The sequence below is a fragment of the bacterium genome, from assembly GCA_026708015.1.
GTDB lineage: Bacteria > Actinomycetota > Acidimicrobiia > Acidimicrobiales > Bin134 > Poriferisocius.
The window spans coordinates 138473-159918 of the sequence record JAPOVT010000018.1 but is presented as its reverse complement, the minus strand read 5'-3'; the positions used below and the strand labels follow the sequence as shown (position 1 = coordinate 159918).

General features: G+C 63.5%; 19 protein-coding genes. 7 read left to right on the top strand and 12 right to left on the bottom strand.

Translation table 11 applies throughout. The features are described from left to right. Positions 1–90: 90 nt before the first annotated feature. A complete protein-coding gene (locus OXG30_04350) occupies positions 91–1110 on the bottom strand; it encodes an LLM class flavin-dependent oxidoreductase (GenBank protein MCY4134130.1) in 1020 nt (339 codons plus the stop codon). 44 nt (positions 1111–1154) lie between these two features. On the opposite strand from OXG30_04350, the gene OXG30_04345 reads away from it, so the two are divergent. Next, positions 1155–1502 carry a hypothetical protein gene (locus OXG30_04345; GenBank protein ID MCY4134129.1) on the top strand — a complete coding sequence of 116 codons (348 nt, stop codon included), beginning with the start codon at positions 1155–1157 and terminating at the stop codon, positions 1500–1502. Between the two features lie 16 nt (positions 1503–1518). Beyond that, positions 1519–2046, top strand: a complete 528-nt coding sequence (locus OXG30_04340) for a pyridoxamine 5'-phosphate oxidase family protein (GenBank protein MCY4134128.1) — start codon at positions 1519–1521, stop codon at positions 2044–2046. A gap of 27 nt (positions 2047–2073) precedes the next feature. Here OXG30_04340 and OXG30_04335 read toward each other — a convergent pair whose 3' ends face one another. Both OXG30_04335 and OXG30_04330 read right to left on the bottom strand, forming a co-directional pair. Further along, positions 2074–4023: an ABC transporter permease subunit gene (locus tag OXG30_04335; protein MCY4134127.1), complete on the bottom strand. Its 1950-nt coding sequence runs from the start codon at positions 4021–4023 to the stop codon at positions 2074–2076. Further along, complete coding sequence (locus OXG30_04330) at positions 4020–5063, bottom strand: glycine betaine/L-proline ABC transporter ATP-binding protein (GenBank protein ID MCY4134126.1); 1044 nt, start codon at positions 5061–5063, stop codon at positions 4020–4022. The genes OXG30_04335 and OXG30_04330 overlap by 4 nt, the downstream gene beginning before the upstream one ends. A 67-nt stretch (positions 5064–5130) precedes the next feature. Here OXG30_04330 and OXG30_04325 point away from each other — a divergent pair, with 67 nt between their 5' ends. Further along, positions 5131–5748, top strand: coding sequence for a TetR/AcrR family transcriptional regulator (locus OXG30_04325; protein MCY4134125.1), 618 nt, complete (start codon positions 5131–5133; stop codon positions 5746–5748). Here OXG30_04325 and betA read toward each other — a convergent pair. Further along, a complete protein-coding gene (betA, locus tag OXG30_04320; GenBank protein ID MCY4134124.1) occupies positions 5709–7361 on the bottom strand; it encodes a choline dehydrogenase in 1653 nt (550 codons plus the stop codon). The genes OXG30_04325 and betA overlap by 40 nt on opposite strands. A 79-nt stretch (positions 7362–7440) precedes the next feature. Continuing rightward, positions 7441–8427, bottom strand: a complete 987-nt coding sequence (locus OXG30_04315; protein MCY4134123.1) for an ABC transporter substrate-binding protein — start codon at positions 8425–8427, stop codon at positions 7441–7443. A gap of 165 nt (positions 8428–8592) precedes the next feature. Between OXG30_04315 and OXG30_04310 the strand changes: the two genes are divergently transcribed. Continuing rightward, positions 8593–8967 carry an SgcJ/EcaC family oxidoreductase gene (locus OXG30_04310; GenBank protein MCY4134122.1) on the top strand — a complete coding sequence of 125 codons (375 nt, stop codon included), beginning with the start codon at positions 8593–8595 and terminating at the stop codon, positions 8965–8967. A gap of 26 nt (positions 8968–8993) precedes the next feature. On the opposite strand, the gene OXG30_04305 is transcribed toward OXG30_04310, so the two are convergent. The 4 genes from OXG30_04305 to OXG30_04290 all read right to left on the bottom strand — a co-directional run bounded on the left by OXG30_04305 (position 8994) and on the right by OXG30_04290 (position 12875). Next, a complete protein-coding gene (locus OXG30_04305; protein MCY4134121.1) occupies positions 8994–10205 on the bottom strand; it encodes a DegT/DnrJ/EryC1/StrS family aminotransferase in 1212 nt (403 codons plus the stop codon). An 11-nt stretch (positions 10206–10216) separates the two neighbouring features. Beyond that, on the bottom strand, positions 10217–10696 hold the full coding sequence (locus tag OXG30_04300) for a nitroreductase/quinone reductase family protein (GenBank protein MCY4134120.1): 480 nt from the start codon (positions 10694–10696) through the stop codon (positions 10217–10219). 38 nt (positions 10697–10734) lie between these two features. Beyond that, positions 10735–11601: an amidohydrolase family protein gene (locus OXG30_04295; protein ID MCY4134119.1), complete on the bottom strand. Its 867-nt coding sequence runs from the start codon at positions 11599–11601 to the stop codon at positions 10735–10737. 71 nt (positions 11602–11672) lie between these two features. Further along, complete coding sequence (locus OXG30_04290; GenBank protein ID MCY4134118.1) at positions 11673–12875, bottom strand: amidohydrolase family protein; 1203 nt, start codon at positions 12873–12875, stop codon at positions 11673–11675. A 141-nt stretch (positions 12876–13016) separates the two neighbouring features. On the opposite strand from OXG30_04290, the gene OXG30_04285 reads away from it, so the two are divergent. Genes OXG30_04285 through meaB form a run of 3 tightly spaced genes read left to right on the top strand, consistent with a single transcriptional unit; the run spans position 13017 to position 17952 of the window. Beyond that, the gene (locus tag OXG30_04285) at positions 13017–14720 is read left to right on the top strand and encodes a methylmalonyl-CoA mutase family protein (protein ID MCY4134117.1); all 1704 of its coding nucleotides are present in this window, start codon (positions 13017–13019) and stop codon (positions 14718–14720) included. Further along, positions 14717–16915 (top strand): methylmalonyl-CoA mutase, encoded by a 2199-nt coding sequence (gene scpA, locus OXG30_04280; GenBank protein ID MCY4134116.1) that lies wholly within the window; start codon positions 14717–14719, stop codon positions 16913–16915. The genes OXG30_04285 and scpA overlap by 4 nt, the downstream gene beginning before the upstream one ends. Before the next feature lie 50 nt (positions 16916–16965). Then, positions 16966–17952, top strand: a complete 987-nt coding sequence (gene meaB, locus OXG30_04275; protein MCY4134115.1) for a methylmalonyl Co-A mutase-associated GTPase MeaB — start codon at positions 16966–16968, stop codon at positions 17950–17952. Here meaB and OXG30_04270 read toward each other — a convergent pair. The 3 genes from OXG30_04270 to OXG30_04260 all read right to left on the bottom strand — a co-directional run bounded on the left by OXG30_04270 (position 17949) and on the right by OXG30_04260 (position 21442). After that, on the bottom strand, positions 17949–19082 hold the full coding sequence (locus OXG30_04270; GenBank protein ID MCY4134114.1) for a citrate synthase/methylcitrate synthase: 1134 nt from the start codon (positions 19080–19082) through the stop codon (positions 17949–17951). The genes meaB and OXG30_04270 overlap by 4 nt on opposite strands. 75 nt (positions 19083–19157) lie before the next feature. Beyond that, the gene (locus OXG30_04265) at positions 19158–19880 is read right to left on the bottom strand and encodes an amino acid ABC transporter ATP-binding protein (protein ID MCY4134113.1); all 723 of its coding nucleotides are present in this window, start codon (positions 19878–19880) and stop codon (positions 19158–19160) included. A 62-nt stretch (positions 19881–19942) separates the two neighbouring features. After that, positions 19943–21442, bottom strand: a complete 1500-nt coding sequence (locus OXG30_04260; GenBank protein MCY4134112.1) for an amino acid ABC transporter permease — start codon at positions 21440–21442, stop codon at positions 19943–19945. Positions 21443–21446 lie beyond the last annotated feature (4 nt).

The window sequence follows — 21446 nt, the reverse complement described above, 5'->3', positions numbered from 1 at the left end:
TTGTAAGCATAACTAACAAATAAAACCCATGCAAGAGGCGCTCAGTGGAATTCTCGGGACTTGGAAAAGCCTTGCCTGGCAGGCTTGGAGTCAGCAGAACACGGGGGCGACGACATCGGCAAAGGTGCGCATCCAGCCCTCTTTGTCCTCCATGAACTGGGCCAGCACCAACTTGTTGACGCCCCGCTCGGCCAACTCGGTCAAGCGGTCAATGCAGTATTCGGGTGGGCCGGCGATGGTGCCCCGACTGGCCAAGAACTCGGTGAGGCCGTGCTTGTCGGCCAGCCCGGCGTTGACATTGGCGCCGTCGGCGAAGGCGTGGTGGCGGCTGTCATATTCGGCCATCATGGCGGCCACCCGGGGTTTGATGTCTTCAGGCAGGCCTTTGCCGTCCATGTGGAAGCGGTAGACGTGGTTGGCGGTGCCCGCGATCAGAAACTTGATCTGCTCCAGGCCAGCCTCCTCCGACTCGGCGAACAGCAGGTTGGCAAACCACCACACCTCGATCTCATTGGGATCCCGGCCCACCGAGCGGGCCCCTTCGGCGATGTTGTCCAGCACGATCTCGCACACATCGGCGGGCAGGCTGTTGGACAAGATCACTCCGTCGGCTATCTGGCCAGCCATGAACTGGGTGCGAGGGCCTTCGGCGGCGATCCACACCGGGACGGGGGCTGGACCCCACCGCATGTGCAGGTCTTTGCCTTGCCAGTGAGCCGTCTCGCGGTTGCTGAGCGCCTTGACCGCCGCGGTGTAGTCCCGGAGGTAGTCCACCGATGCCGGTTTCTCGCCGATGTTGAGCAGCGCGCTGTCGCCCGAGGCGATGCCGTATCGGAATCGCCCTCCGGAGATCTGTTGGAGCGCCATGGCCGTCGATGCAGCCGCCGCCGGGTGGCGGGTGACAGGGTTGGTGACTGTGGTGGCCAGCAGCGCCTTGTCGGTGTGGTTGGCGGCCACTGAAAGAGTGAGGAAGGGGTCGGCCCAAAGCGACTGGGAATCGCCCGCCACCACCATGGAGAAGCCGGAACTCTCCACTTGGCGGGCCCAGGCCCCGTAGGTCGTCAGGTCCTCGGGAACCTTGCCGGTGCCGAATGCAATCGATGCGACCATGGCCTGAGAATAGAGGCCGCAGTGCGGGCTATTAGCATGGGCCAGTGCAGGACGTCGCTCCGATCGACTTCAGCGAGCCCTCGCTGTACATCACCGCCCATGCCGATGAACGCGTTGGCACTCCCCGGGTGGTTGGCCTGGAGGAGTGGCGGTCGAGGGTGGCCGAATGCTGCGTGGTGGGCCGGCCCGACGACCGCCTCGGCGAAGTCGTGGTGGCATTTGTGCAGCCGGCTGACGGCGCCCAATTGGCCGCAGACGAACTGCTCGCGCGGTGCCGATCCAATCTGGCCTCGTACAAGGTTCCCAGCGAAATCTGCTTCGTGGAGGCATTTCCCCGCAGTCCTCTGGGCAAGATTGCTCGATCCCAAGTACAAACAATGGCCCAAGGATGAGCGGGCGGAGGCACCCATGAGCGACGAACAAACATCCACCGAGGGGTCGGCCTACTTCGAGGACGTGACGGAGTGGTGGCTGGACGCCGAAGCTGAAGAGGCCATGCTGGCTGCTCAAACCGAGTGTACGTTCATCTGGGCCAACAAGGAGGGGTGGCCGGTGGGGGTCATCATGAGCTTCATCTGGCGACGGGGACGGTTTTGGCTCACGGCCAGCGGCCAGCGGGCCCGCATCGCCGCGGTGCGCCGAGACCCCCGAGTGTGCCTGGTGGTGACCAGCACCGGCGCGCCCGGGGTGCCCCGCAGGCAGACGGTGACCTACAAGGGCATATGCCGCCTCCACGATGACGATGAGACCAAGGCCTGGTTCTACCCGGACCTGGCCGCGGCCCTGCATCCCGACCAGGAAATGCAGGGCCACTTCACCCGGTTCCTGGACTCTCCCCGGCGGGTCATCCTCGAGGTGGAGCCCACTCAGCGCATCTCCTTCGACGGCACCAAGCAGTCGGCTGCCACCGCAGCGTGGATTGAGGACACTCGCTGATCTAGAGGAACTGCGCCGCTGGGGAGTTCAAACCGCCGCTGGAGGGCGGAGACGGTCGGCAATGGCCCGGGTGAGGCGGTCCAAGATGCTGGCCAGCAGCACAATGGCGATGCCGGCTTCAAAACCCCGGCCCACCGCGTCGCTGCGCCGCAGCCCCCGGACCGCTTCCAGGCCCAACCCGCCCCCGCCGACCAGCCCGGCGATAACCACCATGGCCAAGATCAACATGATCACCTGGTTCACCGCCACCATCAGTTCCGGTGCGGCCAGCGGCATCTCCACCCGGCGCAGGCGCTGGCTGCGAGTGGCGCCAAAGCTCTCAGCTGCCTCATGGATCTCGGCCGGTACCCGGCGCAACCCCAGGTCGGTGTAGTGGACCGCGGCGGGAACGGCGTAGATCACCGAGGCGATGATGCCGGGAATGCGGCCTACGTGAAAGAGGGTTATCACCGGGACCAGCAGCACGAAGCTGGGGATGGTCTGGAAGAAGTCCAGGACTGGTTTGAGGGCGGTTCGGAGCAGATCGTTGTGGGAGGTCATGATCCCCACCGGCACGCCGATGGCCAGGGTGATGGCCACCCCCACGATGGTCTGGGCCAAGGTGTCCATGGACAGCGCCCACATGCCCAAAAAACCGATGGCGAACAACGCTGCTCCGATGCCGACGGCCAAGCGGATGCCCCGGGCCCACATACCGAGAACAACCCCGATCCCGATCATGGCCGGCCATGGGATGTCGGACGACAGCAGTTCTCGCAGCGGGGTGACGAACTCGAGGGTGACGAAGTCGCTGAACGGTCCTGTGCCGATTCCCGATCCGCCGATGTCGTACAGGTTGTCCCGCGCCCAGTCGGTGGCGTCGTTCACATAGGGGGCGAATTGCCAATTCAGCGACTCGGGGAATTCGTTGTGACCCAGCAAACCCCCGACCACTGCAACCAACGCAACCCCAATAGCCAGCCGTCGGATGGCGAATCCGTCGCGCCCCGGGTCAGCAGTGGCAATGCCGGTAGAGAAGCGATCCAAAACGATGGCCATGATCACAATGGCGATGCCAGCCTCTGAGGCTTTTCCTACGTTGATGTTCTGCATGGCTCTGAGCACCACTTGGCCCAGTCCGCCCGCGCCGATGAATGCGGCGATAACCACCATGCTCATGGCCAGCATCGTGGTCTGGTTCATGCCCGCGAAAATGGCCGGGCGGGCTTGGGGCAACCGCACCAGCCGAAGCGTCTGCCGCTCGGTGGCCCCGAACATCTCTGAGGCTTCGACGGTGACTTGGGGCACCGTGCGTAGCCCCACTTCGGTGAGTCGCACCACTGGGGCGAGGGCGAAGATCACCGTGGAGATCATGGCCGGGACCCGCCCAAACCCGAACAGCAGCACGAAGGGGATGAGATAGACGAACCCCGGCATGGTCTGCATGGCGTCCAGGGAAGGACGGACCACCCGGGCAACCGCATCGCTGCGCCAGGCCGCGATGCCCAGCGGAATGCCGATGACCATGGATATGAGCACCGACACCCCCATCAGGGACAGGGTGGCGAAGGACTCCTCCCACAGATCGACCACTCCGATGAGGGCCACGCTGGCCAAGCCCAGCGCTCCAGCCACCTGCCCCCGGGTCCACCACAGTCCAAGGCCGGTGATCAGCGGGTAGGAGTACCACGGGAACCACCCCAGGATGGATTCCAGCCGGCGAATGCCCCAGTCGATGGCGTCGGTGATCGGGTTCAAGAAAACCGTGTACAGCCAATGAGAGGTTTGGTTGTTGATCAGCCACCGCCGGGTCCGGTCGATGGGATCGGCTAGGCCGATATCCCAGGATTCCGGGAAGACGCTGAAATTCGTGAACAGCCGGAAAACCAAGACCAGCACGACGATGGTACCCACCGCCAAGACAAAGCGAGCCAGGCGACTGTCTGACGCCGTTCGCAGCACACTTGCCGTGGGACGGGCGTCCTCCACCGCGGTCATTGCTGGTTCTCGGAGATCACCCCAGCGACATCGTCCCCGTGGAGCAGCCCCACTGGGGTGTTCTGCTCATCGCATACCACCACGGGATTGATGGACCCGAGCAAGTGGGGGAGTGCGACCTCCAGCGGTGTTGTTGACGAGACACGGCGCCAATCGGGCTCGATCGCGGCACCGTCGAGGGACCGCATCAGCGAACAGACCTGCAAAACCTTGGCCACAGGGGCGTCCTGGGTGAACGCCCGCACGTAGTCATCGGCCGGGCTGGTCAGTATTTCCACCGGGGTGCCGACTTGAACGAAGGCGCCATCGTTCATGATGGCGATCCGGTCGGCCAGCTTCAAAGCTTCGGCGAAGTCATGGGTGATGAACACCAGTGTCCGCTGGAGCTTCATCTGGAGGTCGATAAGCTCGTCCTGCATATCCCGGCGGATGAGCGGGTCGAGGGCGGAGAACGGCTCGTCGAAGAACAGCACTTCGGGATCGACGGCCAGGGCACGGGCCAACCCCACTCGCTGTTGCATGCCGCCGCTGAGCTGCTGGGGGTAGTGGTCGCCCCAGCCATCCAAACCGACTGTGTCCAACAGCTCCCGGGCTCGGTCTTGGCGGTTCTGGCGGTCCACTCCCTGCACCTCGAGCCCGTAGGCCACGTTGTCCACCACCTTGCGGTGGGGGAACAGGCCGAAATGCTGGAACACCATGGCCATCTTCTGTCGGCGCAACTCGCGCAGTTTGGCGCTGTCGGCTTGGGTGAGTTCGGTGCCGCACAGCTCAACGGTTCCCTCGGTCGGTGCCACCAAATGGGAAACGCACCGGATGAGGGTGGACTTGCCCGACCCGGAGAGCCCCATAACCACGAACGTTTCTCCGGCGCCCACGTGGAAGCTGACGTCTCGGACGGCCACCACGCTTCCCGTGGCAGTTTGGATCTTCTCACGGGTGGCCCCCGCTTCGGCCATCTCCCTTGCTTCGCGTGGCTTTCTTCCGAAGACCTTCCAGACGCCCTCAACTCGGACTTGGACTGTTTCGCTGGCTGTGTCCATTGCGCCCCAGTCCTAGACCTTACCGTCCGCTCAGACGGGTATCGGCTTGGAGTACCCTGACTCCGCAATGGCGGAATCTAAGGGGCGGACCAGGAATCTGCCGGTGCAGGAGCGGGCGGTGCTGACCCGTGACCGGATTCTGCAAGCGGCCGCCGAAGTGATCAAACGGGAGGGGGTGTCGTCGCTGACCCTCGACAAGGTGGCGGCCCAAGCGGGGGTGAGCAAGGGCGGCTTTCTCTATCACTTCGGCTCCAAAGACGCGTTGATCATCGGGCTGCTCAACCAGGTGATGGGAGTCCTTGACAACGAGCTCAATGTGTTGGCCGATGGCATTGACGTCCGCCAGGGAGCGTTCGCACTGGCCTATCTCGATTACGTGCGGGAGCCGACTCAGGCGGCCACCGATACAGCGGTGTCGATCCTGGCCGCAGCCGCGGTGGACGACGATCTGCTGGAGAGCACGCGGGAGACTTTTGAACTCTGGCAAGACCGGCTTCGCCATGATGACGGTCTCGACGATGTGGTGGCGCTGTTGGCCCGGATCGTGGGCGACGGTCTCTGGCTCATCGACCTGTTCGGATTGGCACCGCCCACCGCGGAGGAACGCAGGAAGGTGATCGACATGGTTTCCGACCTGATTGGCGATCATGGAGCGGCTCGGGACCTGATCGGCTCAGCGGAATAAACCGGGACGTCTTCGGGGGGAAGCGGCTCGCAGCCCAGTATGAGGTCAGCCGCCTTCTCGGCAATCATCATCACCGGCGCGTAGATGTTGCCGTTGGTGACGGTGGGCATCACTGAGGCATCCACCACCATCAGCCCGCTGGTGCCGTGAACCTCCATTGTCTTGGGATGCACCACCGATTGGTCATCGGTGCCCATGCGAGCCGTACCGGCCGGATGCAGCGCGGTCTCGGCATCGTGGGCCACCCAGTCCATGATCTGCTGATCGGTGGAGACTTCGGGCCCGGGCGACAATTCGCCAGCATTATAAGGGGCGAACGCCGGTTGGTTCATGATGGTACGGGTCACTCGTATGGTTTCCACCCACTCGCGGCGGTCTTGCTCGGTGGAGAGGTAGTTGAACTGAAGGGCAGGTTTGGCTCTGGGATCACGCGACTTGATCCGCAATTGGCCTCGGGCATCCGAGTACATGGGTCCAACATGAACCTGATAACCGTGACCGCTGCTCGGCGATGAACCGTCATAGCGGATGGCCAGTGGCAAGAAGTGGAACATGAGATTCGGGTAGGCCTCGTTGAGGTTGGAGCGCACGAAGCCACCCCCTTCGAAGTGGTTGGTGGCCCCCGGACCCCTCCGGGCCAGCCACTGCAGGCCGATCCAGGGCCGGCGCCACTGCTTGAGGGCTGGTTGCATGGACACTGGTTGGCTCGAGGCGAATTGGATGTATACCTCCAAGTGGTCCTGAAGGTTCTCGCCCACGCCGGGCAGATCAGCCACCACCGGGATGTCCAGCGAATCCAGCAGGTCGGCTGGACCCACTCCGGAGAGTTGCAAGAGCTGGGCCGAGCCGAAGGCCCCTGCACACAGCAGAATGTGCGCCCCCTGGGCGGTATGGGTGCGTCCCCTTCGCCGGTACTCCACGCCCACTGCCCGGTTCTGATCGAACAGCACCCGGCTGATGAGGCTGCCGGTCTCCACCTTGAGGTTCTTGCGGTTCATCACCGGATGCAGGTAGGCCCGAGATGCTGAGAGCCGTCGGCCTTTGTGGACGTTGCGGTCGAACGCCGCAAATCCCTCCTGGCGATACCCGTTGACGTCGTCGCTCAACTCGTAACCGGCCTCTTGCACCGCCTTGAAGAAGGCGGTGAACAGGGGGCTGTCGGCCGGTCCCCGCTCCAACACCAGCGGTCCCTCCTCGCCACGCCATTGGTCCGCTCCGGCCAGGCAGGTTTCCATGCGCTTGAAGTAGGGCAGACAATGGCGGTAGTCCCAGTTCTCCATGCCGGGCTCGGTGGCCCATTTGTCGTAATCGGCGGGATTTCCCCGCTGGAAGATCATGCCGTTGATGGAACTGGAGCCGCCCAGCACCTTCCCCCGGGCGTGGTAGACCCTTCGGCTTCCCATGTGGGGCTCAGGCTCGCTCTCGTATTTCCAGTCGTAGAAGCGACTGCCGATGGGAAACGCCAGGGCCGCGGGCATATGAATGAACACATCCCACTTGTAATCCCGGCGCCCTGCTTCCAGCACCAGAACTCGGGTGCTGGCATCCGCGCTCAGACGGTTGGCCAACGCGCAGCCAGCAGAGCCCCCTCCGACGATGATGAAGTCGTACAACGACTGCTCCTAAAGAGAGAAAGAGAGAACCGGTGTCGGCGACTCCCGCAAGCCGCCGACACCGGTTCTCAGCTGGAGCCTAGGAGGGGAGCCAAGCGCTCCAGACGCTCTCGTTGGCCTCGATCCACTGGGCTGCGGCGTCGTCCACTGACATTCCGTCGTTTTCAATTGCGGCCAGCATCGAGATCTGGTCGGCGCTGGTGTAGTTCATCGCACGCAAGAAGGCATCGGCGTCAGGGGCGTTCTCAGCCAAGTCGCTATTGATGATCTTGAACAGCACGTCTGCTGGGTAGTCGCAGTCAACATCTTCGGGCGCACTGGCCGCTGCCTTGCCACAGGCGTCGGTGTACTCGGGAAGGAGCACATTAGTGAGGTCGTAGTTGTTGAATGCCGAGTGCGGCGTCCACAGGTAAACAAGGACCGGCTCTTGACGGCTGTATGCCGAATCGACCGCGGCCAGGATTGCAGCTTCGGAGCCGGCGTAGACCACCTGAAGGGGCAGGCCCAAATTGTTGATGATCGCCTCGTCGAACTGCACGAAACTCGGGTCGCCGCCTAGGAATTGTCCCAGGTCACCGGTCTCTGCGGTGGCGAACATCCCGGCCAGCTCAGGATTGGAGAACCCCTCCCAAGTGGCCAGTTCTGGGTACTGGTCCACCATGTAGGTGGGGATGAACCAGCCGATCTTGCCGACAGGTCCGAGCAGGCCAGCGTTGTCGATGTTCGCATCTGGATTGTCGATGAAGTCGACGACGTCCTGGGCGTGCCCAGATGGCCAGATTTCAAGCGATACATCGATGTCGCCGGTGTTGATGGCTGGCCACTGGGCGTTCTCGTCGATGTCCACCCGGACAACGTCATATCCGAGTTCGCTCTCTAGTAGCTGGGCGGCTACTGCGGAGTTCGCCGCAGCTCCGTTCCATCCGTTGACGGCAATCGTGATCGTTGACTGAGAGCCTCGGGAGTCGTCGTCGTTGCCGCAGCTGACGGCAACGAGTGCCAGGACCGCCAAGAGCAAGGCGATAATCCTCCAGCTTCGGGTTGACTTGGTGTTTTCTGTCCGCATGGGATCCCCCTAAATTCAATTGCCGAAAACAGGCTAACTGGACTGTTTTCTAAGATAGCACATCCCTGAGCCGTGCGCTAGAGGCTCTTGGTCATTTGGCAGAGCGGGCAGGTTGCGGGCCATGCTGGGCATCCCGACAAGACGATTCGACGATAGGAGAGAGCGATGTCTGATCTGCCGACCGATCCCAGCGAACTGGTGAGTGCGTTTTGCGCCGCGTGGGCCAACGGCGATGCCGATGAGCTGATGGCCTACTTCACCGATGACGCCGTCTATCACAACGTCCCGATGGATCCCTTGGAGGGGGCCGAGGCCATACGGGCGTTTTTGGAGGGGTTCTTCGCCACCTCCGGAGGCATCGTATTTGAGACCCACCAACAAGCGGCCAACGGCAATGTGGTGCTCAACGAGCGAACCGATTACATCAACACCGCCGACGGCCAGGTGGATTTGCCGGTGTGCGGCGTGTTCGAGATTCGCGACGGTCGAATCGCCCGTTGGTCGGACTACTTCGACATGGGCAAGCTGATGGGCAGCTGAGCTCGTCGCCCAAGTGGGCGGCGCAACTAGCCGCCAAACAGCTCCGAGAGCGTGTCGACCACGTAGCCGACGTCGTCTGATCCCAGCCCGTGGTGGGTGGGGATGCACAACGCATGGCTCATCACCAGATCGGCGTTGGGGAAGCCGTCGGCCGGGGCCCGGTGCTCAATGCCCGAGAAGCCGGGCTGGCGGAGGATATTCCCGGTCCAGACCATTCGGGACTGCACATTGCGGTCTTCGAGGAAGTTCTGCACATCGGTGCGGTCGTGCCCTGACTCGGGCCGCAGGATGAACCCGTAGCGCATCCAGGTGGTCTCCAGTTCGGGCGTGGTGCGGGGCAGGATCACTTTGTCGGTGTGATTGACCAGCAGATCGTTGTAGCGATTGAAGGCGTGCTGACGGCGGGCGTTGAACTCTTGGAGCTTGCTGAATTGCACCAACCCGTAGGCCGCCCCCAGCTCGGAGGGCTCGAAGTTGTAGCCCAGGTCGTCGAAGATGAAGATCTGGTCGTACATGGTGCCGTCGTCCAACGGGCCCCAACGGGTGTCCTGCCCTTTGCGGGAGCCGTAGAGGTACGACTCTGACCGCCTTCCCCAGCGGCGACGGGTCAGGCACTTGTCGTGCAGCTCGGGATCGTCCATTGCCACCATGCCCCCATTGCCCGCGCAGGTGAGCGAGTGGGAGATGGCGAAGCTGGTGAGGCTGATGTCGCTGCGGGCGCCGATCCGGGAGCCCCGCAGCCGGGTGTCCAGCACGTCACAGGAATCTTCGATCACCTTCAGCCCGTGCTCGTCGGCAATGGCCCTGATGACGTCCCAGTCGGGGCAGTTGCCCATCAGGTTGGGGGTCATGATGGCCTTGGTGCGGGGGCCGATCATCTCGGTGATTCGGTTCACGTCGATCTGGAAGGTGTCAGGCTCCACGTCGACGAAAACCGGCACCAGGCCCAACTGGATGATCGAGGACACGTCGGTGGAGAAGGTGAGCACCGAGGTGATGATCTCATCACCGGGCTCCAGGTCGAGCAGTCCTATCCCCAACAGCAGTGCCGAGGAGCCGGAGTTGACCATCACCCCCAGTTCCTTGCCCAGCACCGTGGACACCTCGTCCTCGAAGCGGGCCACGTTCTCGCCGATGTTGAGGTCGCCTGAGCGCAGCACCTCGAGCACGGCTTCGATCTCGCGCTCGTCTTGGATGGCCCCGGCAGGCGGCAGGGTGCGGACTGGTTGATTCGCCATGGCCGCCGATCCTATGCGGGGCGCTGCTCCACCAGCCGCACCAGAGGAATGCGGCGGTGGGGGGCCTTAGCCTGGTAGTCGGCGTACCAGGCCCGGTCGGCCACCAGGCCTTCCCAGGTGGCCTGGTAGTCGTCGCCGTCGCAGATGTCGGCCACCGCCCAGAAATTCCGCCCTTCATCGGTGACCAGCAGTTCGGGGTTGGCCTCTTTGTCGGCCAGGTTGAAATACCAGGACGGGTGGGCTTTGGCCCCGGCATACGACGCCACCACAATGCGATGGCCATCAGGATCTCTCCAGTAGGGCAGGGCCACTTTGTGCTCTTTGCCCGAGCGCCGCCCGATAGTCCTGATGAGCACATGGTGCATGCCCGCGACGCCCCAGACGGCGGGGTCGTCGCTGGACTCCATAGCCTCCACATGCATCTTGGTGATAACCGGGATCTCCTCCAACGACGGGGTCTCCCAGTCTTGTTCCACTCGTTGATCGCTCATCGCTTGTCTCCTCTACTCAGTTCTACTCAGTCGAATACTCAGTCCAGCTTCAACACCCGGCGGGCGTTCTCGCGCAGAAAGCTGGGCCATACCTTGTCCCGGAAGGGCACATCCTTCATGTCGGTCATGATCCGCTCCAGCGACAGCCCCATGGGGAAATAGCCGGCGTAGATGACCTTTTCGGCCCCCCGGGTGTTGGCGTAGCGAATGATGGCCTCGGGGTAGTGCTTGGGGGCGAACGCCGAGGTGGAGTAGTGCAGGCCGGGCCATTTCAGCATGAGCTTCACCGCTAGGTCCTCCCACGGCTCGCAGCCATGGCGGGTGACGAAAGTGAGCTCGGGGAAGTCGTACATGACCCGGTCAATGCGCTCCACGTGCTGGGGCGAGAACGGGAACCGAGGGCCGGGAACACCGGCGCACACGAACATGGGCAGATCCAGCTCCACGCATTTCGCGTAGATCGGGTAGAACTTGGCGTCGTCAATCGGCACCTGGGGGAAGCACCCCGCGGGGAACGCGCCCACCGCCTTGACGCCCCACTCCTGGTGGAGTTGGTCGATGCGGCGTACCTCACCCATCACGTCGTTGGGGTCGACACTCATGGAGGGGATAAACCGCTCGGGGTAGTCCTTCAGCGCCCGCTGGCCGGAATCGTCCTCGCAGGAGACCAGGGCCAGCTCGATGTTGAACCGGTCCATCTCCTTGAGCGTTACCTGTACCGGGTCGTCGTCGGTGCCGTACAGCTCCTTGGGCACCCCTTTGAACATGTACTCCACTGGGAAGTCGAACTCCTCGGACGACTGGGCGTCCTTGGTCTGGGACCGGATGAAGTCGTAAGTGGAGAAGTCGGGCTTGGGGAACCCGATCATGGTGTCGATGATCGGAATGTCGGAGGGCATGGCCATGGTGATGGTCCCTTTCGGTCGGCGGGTCAGGTGGGCGGTGTCTAGGCGGACGCTGCTCAGGCGGCCAATCCTCAGGCGGCCAGCGCGGAGCGGGGGGTGATCACGTCCCAGGCGTTGTCCCGCATCATGGCCTTGGCCTCGGCATCGGTGAAGTTGGGGATGTCGTAGATGAAGTCGGTAGGCACCTCCAGCCCCTCGGCGTGGGGGTAGTCGGAGCCGAACAGCATGTGGTCGGCGCCCATCGTCTCTTTGATCAGATCGATGTCATCCTCGTAGTAAGGCGAAACCCAGACATGGGACAAGAACTGGTCAACCGGGTCGGTCTGGAACTCGTTGGGCATCTTGCCGTAGGCGATCTTGAGCTCCTCCACCAGCCGGGGGGCGAACATTCCCCCGTTCTCGATGCAGGCGATCCGCAGGTTGGGGTGGCGGTCGTACAGCCCATGGCACACCATGGCCGCCATGGTGTCGAAGATCTGGCGGTCGTGTCCGGTGACCTGCTTGAACGTGGAGGTCCGGAACGACTGGAAGTCCTCGGTCGGCTCCCACATCTCGTTGTATTCGTGCAGGCCGCCGTCGCCGCCGTGCATCCCCACGGTGATGCCGGCCTCAGCGAGGCGGGCCCACACCGGGTCGTAGTCGGGCATTCCCGGCGATTGGCTACCGCCGTCGGCGGTGGGCACCGGCCCGGGCACCATCACCACCATGCGGGCGTCGTTGTCCAAGGCCCACTCCACTTCGGAAACGGCCCAGTCCACGTTGATCATCGAGACCACCGGAGCGGCGAATATACGCTCCTGATAAGCGAAGCCCCAGTCTTCGGCCAGCCAGCGGTTGAATGCGGTAAAGGCCGCCACCACCGCCGGAGGGTCGTGGCGCAGGGATTGCTCCATGCCCACACCCAGAGTGGGGAAGAACAGGGCGGCTTCGATGTTCTGGGCGTCCATGAGTTCGAGGCGCTTGTCCCGATCTCGGTACTCGGGCCGCTCGGAGATGGGGTCGAGTTCACCGAACATGGTCTTCACGTCCACACCGTCTTTGTTGCGGCCCCGGAAGAAGTCTTGGAGCGCCCCCGGCTTGGACACCGGGTCGAACGTGGGGTTGGGGATGAACCGGTTGATCTTGCCCGCCACCAGCAAGCGCTGCTTGCCGTCGATGTTGGCCCACTGCATACAGCGTTTTTTCATGGTCGGGTCGATGTAGCGAATGAAGGCGTCGGTGGCCTCGTAGTAGTGGTTGTCGGCGTCGAACACCTTGAACGGCAGGTCTGCCATTTTGCACCTCTGAGTGGGGGAGCGAACGCCTTGATTTTCCTCCTCGTCGGGAATCGGCCACAAGTTGCGCTGCGAAAAGCGACAGCCTGCCTTCTTTTCCAAGGCGGGAAGACCGAGGGCCAGGACGTACCATTCAGAGTTGTGAGCGACGCCGTAATGAGCCTGGCCGTCGATTTTGACCCGGCCGGGCGGGACCAGTGGATGGAGCTGGTGGAGCAAGTGCTGCGGGGAGCGCCGTTCGACAAAAGGCTGGTGGGCACCACCTACGACGGCATCCAGATTCAACCGCTTTACACCAGCGACGACCACCCCGGAGACTTCAGCCTTCCCGGTGCCGCGCCATTCACCCGGGGCAGCAGGGTTGCGGGAGGGGCGTGGCAGGTTCGCCAGGCCCACAGCTGTGCTACCGGCAACCGGGCTGTGCTAGACGACTTGCGCGGGGGAGCTGATGCCATAGAGCTCCACATCGACGGCGAAATCAGGCTGGAAGAGCTCGAAGAGCTACTTGATGGTGTTCCCGCCACGGTGCCCATCATGCTGGCGCCGGGGAGCGAGGCCGCGATATGGCACTTGGTCGATCTCTGGGACAGCAGGGGAGTGGCCAGGGACAAGGCTCTCGGCGGCTTTGGGATGAACCCCCGAGATCCTGCGGCGGCTGAGGCGGTGGCCAACACCTTGAATCTGAACTATCCCAACGTGTTGGTCGCGGTTGTCAACGGGGCGCGGCTGGCTGATCAGGGTGCCACCGAAGCCCAGGAGCTGGCCGGGTCGCTGGCCGACGGAGTTGCCTACCTGCGGGCCTGTGAGCAGGCGGGGCTAGACCTGGCACCGGCGGCCGACAAGCTGGAATTCCGCTACGCCGCCGGAGTGGACCAGTTCTTGACCATGGCCAAGCTGCGCGCCGCCCGCCAGCTGTGGGTCCGGGTGACCGAGGCATGCGACATTGAGCCTGCTGCCCAACGTCAGCACGCGGTTACCTCTGGCGCCATGATGAGCCGTCGTGACCCGTACGTGAACATGATCCGCACGACAGTGGCCTGTTTCGCTGCTGCTGTGGGCGGCGCTGATGCAATCACGGTCAGTCCGTTCGATGCTGCCATCGGTGTCCCGGACCAACTAGGGCTGCGTATCGCTCGCAACACGCAACTCCTGCTGCGAGAGGAATCCCACGTCGATCAGGTGATCGACCCCTCTGGCGGCTCCTACTACGTGGAATCGCTCACTGACGCGCTGGCGGCAACCGCCTGGGGCCTATTCCAAGAACTGGAGGCGGGGGCAAGCCTGGTCGAGCGCATCGAAGCGACCCATAGAGCTCGAAGCCAGGACGTGGCCACCCGCCGCCTCCCCCTCACGGGAGTGAGCGAGTTCCCCGATATCGACGAGGAGGCGGTGGATCGGCTGTCGGGGGCGCCAGAGCCCGAACTGCGCCGACTAGCCGAGCCGTTTGAGGCAATGCGGGATGCCGCCGATGCCGCTCCGTCGCGTCCAACCGCATTCTTGGCCAACCTCGGCCCCATGGCGGTACACACGGCTCGGGCAGCGTTTGCCGTCAATCTGCTGGCCGCCGGGGGAATCCGTGCCTTGGGCAATGACGGCTTTGACGCTCCGGCAGAAGCCGCAGCAGCCTGGTCGTCGTCGGGCTCGCTCATTGCTGTGATCTGCTCCTCCGACGATGTGTACCAAGAGTGCGCCGCCAGCACGGTGGCAGCTCTCAAAGCAGCCGGGTGCGGGTATGTGGTGCTGGCCGGACGACCCGATGACCGGTGGGGGGCAGACGCATACATCCACCTTGGATGCGATGCCCTGGCCGTTTTGCAATCCCTTCACGCAAGGCTGGGCCTGTGACTGTTCCCGACTTCACCGGAGTGGAATTCGGTCCAATGTCGGTGTCGAGTGCCAACGGCACCAGCTGGGCCGACCTGGTGTCCGAGCAGACCGGAGATAGCTCTGACCGTCTGACCTGGGCTACTCCCGAGGGGTTCGGTGTGCGCCGGCTCTACACCGCCGAGGACCGGGCGCCGCTGGACTTCTGCGACACCTACCCCGGACTGGAGCCCTACCTGCGTGGCCCCTACGCCACCATGTACGCCACCCAGCCGTGGACCATTCGCCAATACGCCGGGTTCTCCACTGCGGAGGATTCCAACGCCTTTTATCGGCGCAACCTGGCTGCCGGCCAGAAGGGCCTGTCGGTGGCCTTCGACCTGGCCACCCATCGGGGCTACGACTCCGACAACCAGCGGGTGAGCGGTGATGTGGGGATGGCCGGGGTGGCCATCGACTCCATTCTCGACATGCAGATCCTGTTCGACGGCATCCCGCTGGACCAGATGACCGTGTCGATGACCATGAACGGCGCAGTGCTGCCGATCCTGGCCATGTACATCGTGGCCGGCGAGGAGCAGGGAGTGGAGCCCGAGAAGCTGGCCGGGACCATTCAGAACGACATCTTGAAGGAGTTCATGGTCCGCAACACCTTCATCTATCCGCCGGCGCCGTCCATGCGGATCATCTCCGACATCTTCGCCTTCACCTCGGCCAACATGCCGAAGTTCAATTCCATCTCCATCTCCGGCTACCACATGCAAGAGGCCGGGGCCACCCTCGACCTGGAACTGGCCTACACCCTGGCCGACGGGGTGGAGTACGTGCGGGCCGGGTTGGACTCGGGGCTGGAAATCGACGCCTTCGCCCCCCGGCTCAGCTTCTTCTGGTGCATCGGTATGAACTTCTTCATGGAGGTGGCCAAGCTCCGGGCCGCCCGACTGCTGTGGGCCAAGCTGATGCGGCCATTCAATCCGAAAAATCCCCGGTCGCTGTCGCTTCGCACCCACAGCCAGACCTCGGGGTGGAGCCTCACCGCCCAAGACGTATTCAACAACGTGGTCCGCACCACTATCGAGGCCATGGCCGCCACCCAGGGCCATACCCAGTCGCTGCACACCAATGCATTAGACGAGGCCCTGGCTCTGCCCACCGATTTCTCAGCCCGGATCGCTCGCAACACCCAGCTTTTGTTGCAGCATGAGTCGGGCACCTGCCGGGTGGCCGACCCCTGGGGCGGCTCGTACTACGTGGAACGCCTTACCCACGACCTGGCTCAGCGGGCGTGGGAGCACATCAGCGAGGTGGAGACGGCCGGCGGCATGGCTGAGGCCATCGAGGCGGGGATTCCCAAGATGCGCATTGAAGAGGCGGCGGCCCGTACTCAGGCCCGAATCGACTCCGGCGCTCAAACGGTGGTTGGCGTGAACCGCTATCAGGTCGAAGGCGAAGAGTCCATCGAGGTGCTCAAGGTGGACAACGCCGAGGTACGGGCATCGCAGATCGTCCGCTTAGAGCGGCTGCGCACCGAGCGGAACAACGAGGTCTGCGGTCGTGCCTTGGACGCGCTGACGGCGGGCGCCGACCAACCGGTCGGCAGCGCGGACTCCAATCTGCTAGCTCTGGCCGTAGATGCGGCCCGAGCCCGGGCCACGGTGGGAGAGATCAGCGATGCGTTGGAGAAGGTGTATGGTCGCCATGCGCCCCGGATCCGAACGATCTCCGGGGTGTACCAGTCAGAGATGGGACAGAGCGAAGGCAACGGCAGCGGCACTGGCGAAGTGCGGGAGGCAGTAGCAGGCTTCGCGTCCCGAGCCGGACGCCGGCCTCGCATTTTGGTGGCCAAGATGGGCCAAGACGGCCACGACCGGGGCCAGAAGGTGATCGCCACCGCATTTGCCGACCTCGGATTCGACGTGGACGTCGGGCCGCTGTTCCAAACCCCGGCCGAGGTGGCCCGCCAGGCGGTGGAGGCCGACGTTCACATCGTGGGGGCGTCGTCGCTGGCTGCGGGGCACATGACCTTGGTGCCCGAGCTGCGGGCTGAGCTGAAGCAGCTGGGGCGGGCCGACATCATGATCGTGGTCGGCGGGGTGATTCCGCTCAGCGACCACGACGAACTGCGGGCCGCGGGGGCCGAGGCCATCTTCGGCCCCGGTACCGTGATCGCCGACGCCGCCCTGGAACTGCTGGCCGCCTTGGACGACCGCCGGTGATCGACCTCGACGCCAATGAGCGCTGACCGGTCTCGCCGTTCACCGACAGGATGTCGGTGATGGAATTCGATCTCGACGCCTGTGTCGAGGGGGTGCTGGCGGCCGACCGGACTTGGCTGGGCCGAGCCGTCACCCTGGTGGAGAGCACCAAGCCCGATGATCGGGAGTCGGCTACTGAACTTCTCCAGAGACTGCTACCCCACACCGGTGGCGCTCGCCGGGTGGGTATAACCGGTGTGCCCGGGGTGGGGAAGTCCACCTTCATCGACGCATTGGGCACCTACCTCACCTCCCAAGATCACCGGGTGGCGGTGCTGGCGGTGGACCCGTCTTCGTCGGTGTCGGGGGGCAGCATCCTGGGCGACAAGACCCGGATGCCCAACCTGGCAATTGACGATGCTGCCTACATCCGTCCGTCGCCGTCCTCCGGTTCGCTGGGCGGGGTGACCCGCACCACCCGCGAGACCATGACCGTGGTGGAGGCGGCCGGATTTGACGTGGTTCTGGTGGAGACGGTGGGGGTGGGCCAGTCGGAGATTGCGGTTGCCGACATGGTGGACTTCTTTCTGGTGATGATGCTGCCCGGTGCCGGCGACGAGCTCCAGGGCATCAAGAAGGGCGTGTTGGAATTGGCTGACGCCTTGGTGGTGAACAAGGCCGACGGCGGCAACCAAATTGCCGCTCAGCGGGCGGTGCGGGACTACCGGGCTGCGCTGGCCATGACCGCTCCGGACAATCCCAATTGGGTTCCCCCGGTGCTGGCGGTCAGCGCTATCGAGGGCACCGGCCTCGACCAGGTGTGGGACCAGATCCAGGCCTACTTCCAGGTGCTGGCCGACTCCGGGGAACTCGCCGGCCAGCGTGCTGGCCAGCAAGTGCGGTGGATGTGGGCGATGGTGGAGGATCGCCTCCGCGATCGCCTACAGGCCTCGCCAACCGTTGGGGATCTGGCTGTTCAGCTCGAGCAGCAAGTAGCAGCTGGTCAGACCGCCCCTGCGGCCGCGGCGGACCGAATCTTGGCGGCGTTCGACGGCTAGTCGCCGTTGTGTAAGGGCCCGGTGTAGCGGGCGCTGGGGCGCATGATCTTGTTGTTGGCGGCTTGCTCAAGCAGATGGGCGCCCCAGCCGACGACCCGGCTGGTGGTGAAGGTGGGGGTGAAGGCATCTTGAGGCAAGCCGGACAAGTGGAGCACCACGCCGGCGTAGAACTCCACATTGGTGACGATCACTGCATCGGGCTTCCATTCGGCCAGGTAGGCCAGGATGCGGCTCTCGATGTCGAGGGCCCGTTCCACCAACTCGCCGCCCAGCTCAATTGCGACGGCTTTCAGCGTCTCGGAGCGGGGGTCGGCCGCTCGGTACACGGCGTGGCCAAACCCCATGATCTTGCGGCCGGCGTCGAGTTCGGCGGCGATCCAGGGCACCGCGTTGTCGGGATGGCCGATGGAATGCAGCATGTCCAGCACCCGGCCCGGCGCTCCACCGTGCAATGGCCCAGCCAAGGCGGCCAGCGCTCCACACATGGCCCCGGCTACGTCGGTACCGGTGCTGGTGATGACCCGGGCGGTGAACGTGGAGGCATTGAAGCCGTGGTCGGCGGTCAGGCACAGATAGGTCTCCACTGCCCGGGCATGCTCAGGGAGCGGCGTCTCGCCCAGGGTCATGCGCAGGTAGTCGGCGCTGTGGGAGAGCGACTCGTCGGGTTCCAGCGGCTCAGTTCCTGAGCGGATGCGGTTTACCGCGGCCAGGACGGTAGGGGTGATACCGATGGCTCGCATTACCGCATTTCGCCGCCCGGTCGGATCTAGGTCTAATGTGGGGCGGGGATCGACCACTACCCCCAGCACACTTCGCAAAACCGACATTGGCGGAAGATCGGTCTTGGCCAGGGCAGAGACCATTTCTGCCGCGTCCGGCATCAGACGACGGGCAGCAGCTAATTCAACCCGAAATCCCTCCTCGACTGTCCGGTCGGGAAGGGTGCCGTTCAAAAGCAGGTGGGCCACCGCCTCAAAGGAGTGGTTTCTGGCCAGCGCCGCGGCACTATGGCCTCGATAGTGGTACCACCCCTCATCCCCGCGAACTGAGCCCACCTCCGTGTCGGCCACGATCAAGCCCTTCAGGCCAGGAGGAGCGATGTTCTCAGTCAACGGGGAGACGGCATTCATGCCGCCCATGGTACCCGGAGACCGAATTGTTCCGTTTCTGACCCTGCAGTGGGCCCCGTACTGGGAGTGCAGGCGCTAGAGGATCTGGGACAGGAAGAGTTGGGTGCGTTCTTCTCGGGGGTTGGTGAAGAAGTGCTCGGGCTCTCCGACTTCGACGATTTCGCCGTCGGCCATGAAGATGACCCGGTCGGCGGCTTCTCGGGCAAAGCCCATCTCGTGGGTGACCACGATCAAGGTCATGCCGGTTCTGGACAACTCTAGGATCACGTCGAGTACCTCGGAGATCATCTCGGGGTCGAGGGCCGACGTGGGCTCGTCGAACAGCATGATCTTGGGTTGCATGGCTAGCGAACGGGCGATGGCCACCCGTTGCTGCTGTCCACCGGAGAGCTGACCAGGGAATTTGCGGGCTTGCTCGGGGATCTTGACACGCTCTAACAGCTCCATGGCCCGGTCTTCAGCTTGCTTCTTCGGCATCTTGAGCACTTGTCGGGGCCCCAGGGTGATGTTGTCGATCACGGTGAGGTGGGGGAACAGGTTGAACTGCTGAAACACCATGCCGGTTTCCCGGCGAATGAGAGCGATGTTGCGCACGTCATCGGTTAGCTCGATCCCGTCAACCACAATGCGGCCCCGATCGTGGTGCTCCAACCGATTGATGCAGCGGATAAGGGTGGACTTTCCCGATCCCGATGGCCCGATCACCACCACCACTTCACCCGTGCCCACTCTCATGTTGATGTTCGTAAGGGCCTGGAAAAACCCAAAGAACTTGTCCACGTCCGCCATCTCGATGATGAGGTCCCGGCCGCCGATTTGGGTGGCGTCGCTGTTGACTCTGGAGGTTGTTGTTGTGTCTGTCATCGTTCTCCGACTCCGAGGTGGCGCTCGAGGCGCTGGCTTTCTTTTGACATGGTGTAGCTGATTGCCCAGTAGACAAAGGCTGCGAAGACCAGGGTTTCTGCAATGGCGACGGTCGAGTATTCCTGTTGGGAGTGGATCAGCTCGCGGGCCCTATAGAACTCCACCACACTGATGAAGGCGAACAACGTGGTGTCCTTGAACAAGCTGATGAACTGGCCCACCATCGCAGGAATGACGGCCCGCAGGGCTTGGGGCAGCACGATGAGGCGCATCACAGCGGGTGGTTGGAGGCCCACGGCTTGCCCGGCTTCGATCTGGCCCCTGGGCACGGCTTGCAATCCGCCGCGGACCACTTCGGCCACATAGGCCGAACTGAAGATGGTAAAGACGATGATGGTCCGGGTTATCAGGGAAAGGGGAGTGTCGATGTTGAGGAAGAAGTCGATGAAGATCTTGGCCACAAACAGAAGGGCGATGAGCGGCACGCCGCGAAAGAACTCGATATAGGCCACGCACAGCCAGCGAATGGCGGGAAGTGAGGAGCGCCGTCCCACGGCCAGCAGTAAGGCCAGCGGGAATGACAGGATGATGGCCGCCCCGGACGCCACGAGAGTTAGGTACAGGCCTGACCATTCGTCCCAGCTCACGCTAGAGGTGTCGCCGATGAGCCAGTAGATGACTCGTACCGCGACGACCGCGGCAACCACGGCCAAGGTCTGGGCCACTCGCTTGAGCCACACGAGATCTCTGGCGGTGACAAGTCGTTCACGGCCGGATACTGGCCAGACCATCGTCGTTCCCAGGTACCTGGTGAGGTCTCTGGCGCCTGTGAATTGGAAGGCGGCAAGTGCGAACAACCCACTCATCCACCACCATGCACTTCCTCGTGCGCCCGAGACCACCTGGAAGGACACGATGGCCATGAAGGCCGACGCGAACCAGCAGATGCGCCGGGAGGAGCGGGGGAGGCGTATGGCCACTGACCGCACACCGAGCCCCACCGCAATGGTGGAGAGGGTGAAGAGCGTCGGCCAGATGGTGCGGGTGAACACCAGAATGACCACAAGCAGCAGCAGGATTGGCCAATAGCGGCGAAGCAAATCGAGGGGTGTGGGGCGCTGTGCCTCAACGCCAGTGTCATCGGCCCGGTCTTGGCTTCTGGCGGTAACCGTCCCCCAAGCCAACCCCAGGGCTGATGCCACGATGTACATCTGGGCTACGAGCCGCCAATGCTCGTTACGGGGGTACACGCCCAACATGAGGAGCGTGAGGTTCTTGCGCACCGCCTCCCACTGCCCGGTGACGAAAATGAATCGCCCGCCGTAGTAGAGGAGGATCGCTCCCACCACGACGGCTATCACGGTTATCAGGGTGTTGTACCAACTGTTGAACAGGTTCTTGCGCAGCCAGGCTTTGGGGGATACCCGCATATCCGGGGGCAGGGCCGATTGGCTGTCTTCGGGGTTGGTCTCAGAGGGCGGCATAGTGACAGTCATCGGT